Source organism: Agromyces humi, assembly GCF_009720255.1.
Lineage (GTDB): Bacteria > Actinomycetota > Actinomycetes > Actinomycetales > Microbacteriaceae > Agromyces > Agromyces humi.
The window spans coordinates 1-731 of sequence record NZ_WJSP02000727.1; the positions used below are offsets into that span (position 1 = coordinate 1).

The following is a 731-nucleotide window of genomic DNA, read 5'->3' on the forward strand; positions in this document are numbered from 1 at the left end:
ACCATCGGCGCCGGACGCGTCGGTGCCGTGCTGGCCTCCGCCCTGGCCAACGCCGGGCACGCGCTCACCGGCATTTCGGCCGTCTCGACGCCGAGCCTCGAACGGGCCGCCGTCATGCTCCCCGGCGTGCCCGTGCTGCCCATTCCCGACGTGGTCGAGCGCAGCGAGCTCGTGCTGCTCGCCGTGCCCGAGTCCGAACTCGAAGCGCTCGTGAGCGGGCTCGCCGACGCCGGCGTCTGGCAGCCCGGTCAGTCGACCGGTGCGGTGTGCTCCTCGACGTGACGGAGGTACGCCGCCGCGTTGCGCCGGATGCCGTCGCGCTCGGCGTCGGAGAGCTCGCGTCGCACCTTGCCCGGCACGCCCGCGACGAGCGAGCCGGGCGGCACGACCGTTCCCTCGAGCACGACCGCTCCGGCCGCGACGAGTGATCCCGCGCCGATGACGGCCCCGTTCAGCACCGTCGCCCCCATGCCGATGAGGCAGTCGTCCTCGACGGTGCAGCCGTGCAGGACCGCCCCGTGCCCGACCGACACGCCCCGGCCGATCGTGAGCGGGAAGCCCGCATCGACGTGGCAGACCACGGTGTCCTGCAGGTTCGCGTCCTCGCCGAGCACGATCGGCTCGGCCTCGGCGCGCAGCACGGCGTTGTACCAGACGCTCGAGCCGGCGGCGAGGCGCACGTCGCCGACGATGACGGCGCCCGCGGCGACGAACGCGTCGTCGTGCACGAC

At 74.3% G+C, this 731-nt stretch carries 1 protein-coding gene and 1 pseudogene; one reads left to right on the forward strand and one right to left on the reverse strand.

From position 1 onward, the window contains the following. Nucleotides 1-3 precede the first annotated feature (3 nt). Nucleotides 4-252 (forward strand): annotated as a pseudogene (locus tag GH736_RS23805) (NAD(P)-binding domain-containing protein); the annotation flags it as partial. On the opposite strand, the gene GH736_RS23810 reads toward GH736_RS23805, so the two are convergent. Continuing rightward, nucleotides 249-728 carry a gamma carbonic anhydrase family protein gene (locus GH736_RS23810; protein ID WP_159607572.1) on the reverse strand — a complete coding sequence of 160 codons (480 nt, stop codon included), beginning with the start codon at nt 726-728 and terminating at the stop codon, nt 249-251. The pseudogene GH736_RS23805 and the gene GH736_RS23810 overlap by 4 nt on opposite strands. Nucleotides 729-731: the final 3 nt, after the last annotated feature.